The organism is Endozoicomonas sp. SESOKO2, from assembly GCF_024606245.1.
GTDB lineage: Bacteria > Pseudomonadota > Gammaproteobacteria > Pseudomonadales > Endozoicomonadaceae > Endozoicomonas_A.
Genome location: NZ_JAHHPQ010000504.1, coordinates 1 through 1130 on the forward strand (window position 1 = coordinate 1; position 1130 = coordinate 1130).

The following is a 1130-nucleotide window of genomic DNA, read 5'->3' on the forward strand; positions in this document are numbered from 1 at the left end:
CGCTGAGCTGACAAAAATTGCCGAAGAGTTTTTGAACAGCGTGAATTTGAATTCGCTTTATGAGTCGTTTTTTGCGTGATTCTTTCAACGGCTACGGGTATCAATCCAAATGAAACTTTCATCCTGTCTGAAGGTCATATAATCAAGCACTTTCAATGCAGTTCTTCAGATGACAGGAGAGAAGTTGACAATGGATGGTCGGATTGACAGAGAAGTAAAGAAACCCGTTCCTGACACTGGCGTATCAGCCACGGTAGCGAAACTGGAGTTATCGTCAAAAAAGAATGTTATAACCTGCTCTGACGTGACTCCCGAAATCAATAGATCAAGACGTCCGATGACGTTGCCTGACAAGGAGAGAACGGTATCCTCAGGAAATTCCTCGCTCCGCAGGGCTTCTTGTTCCTTTGATTTTCGTTTTGTCGCCAGTGATGATGAAATTCGACGGCTTTTAGTGGCCCAGACCGGCGATGGACACCGGGATGTCACCCTTATTTCCCACCCCGATGACCTCTCACAGGCTAATCTGGTCAGCCGGTTGAGCATTTCTGAAGAGGGGTGCCATGTTCTGCTTTCAGGCAAGCTGTTTGAAGGGCCACAGCCACTCACTCTGGTGATGGATATACGCAAGCTCACCAGTGAGGAGCTGCCAAAATTTAACGATCTACTGGACCCGAACAACCCCTCTCTGTACGACAAAGTCAGCCAGAAGAAACGTCCCCTGGGTGAGCATGTCACGCTGCTGGTTTTGGCAAACCCGGCACAGTTGACATCCGTTGACCGGAGTGACGACGCGCCGGGTGCTGATTTCTGGCGCCGAATTAATCGACCCGGAAATACCTGGCAGTTCGACCCACAGACCGGCGATGACCCATTGATGGACATCAACAAGGTTCCCCGGGTATTGGCTGAACTCCCCAGTGCCGCCAGTGCTACCGGGAGTGCTACGGATGATGACAATACCGTTGTTATTGACTGCCACTTGCACAGTAACTGGCGACAATTGCTGCTGGGCGGCCCCGGAGTGGATAAGCAGGGGCGAATCCAGCATATCCCCGGCAGGCTCGAGTCATTAAGGGCCGGACAACGGGTGATTCTGAAAGGAGCCAACTGGCAGGATCTGGCCTTTG

General features: G+C 51.3%; 1 protein-coding gene. It reads left to right on the plus strand.

Annotated elements, in window-relative coordinates; all coding sequences use genetic code 11:
- Window positions 1-190: 190 nt before the first annotated feature.
- Window positions 191-1130: hypothetical protein (locus KDK17_RS11585; protein ID WP_257288143.1), on the plus strand; the 940-nt coding region annotated here is incomplete at its 3' end.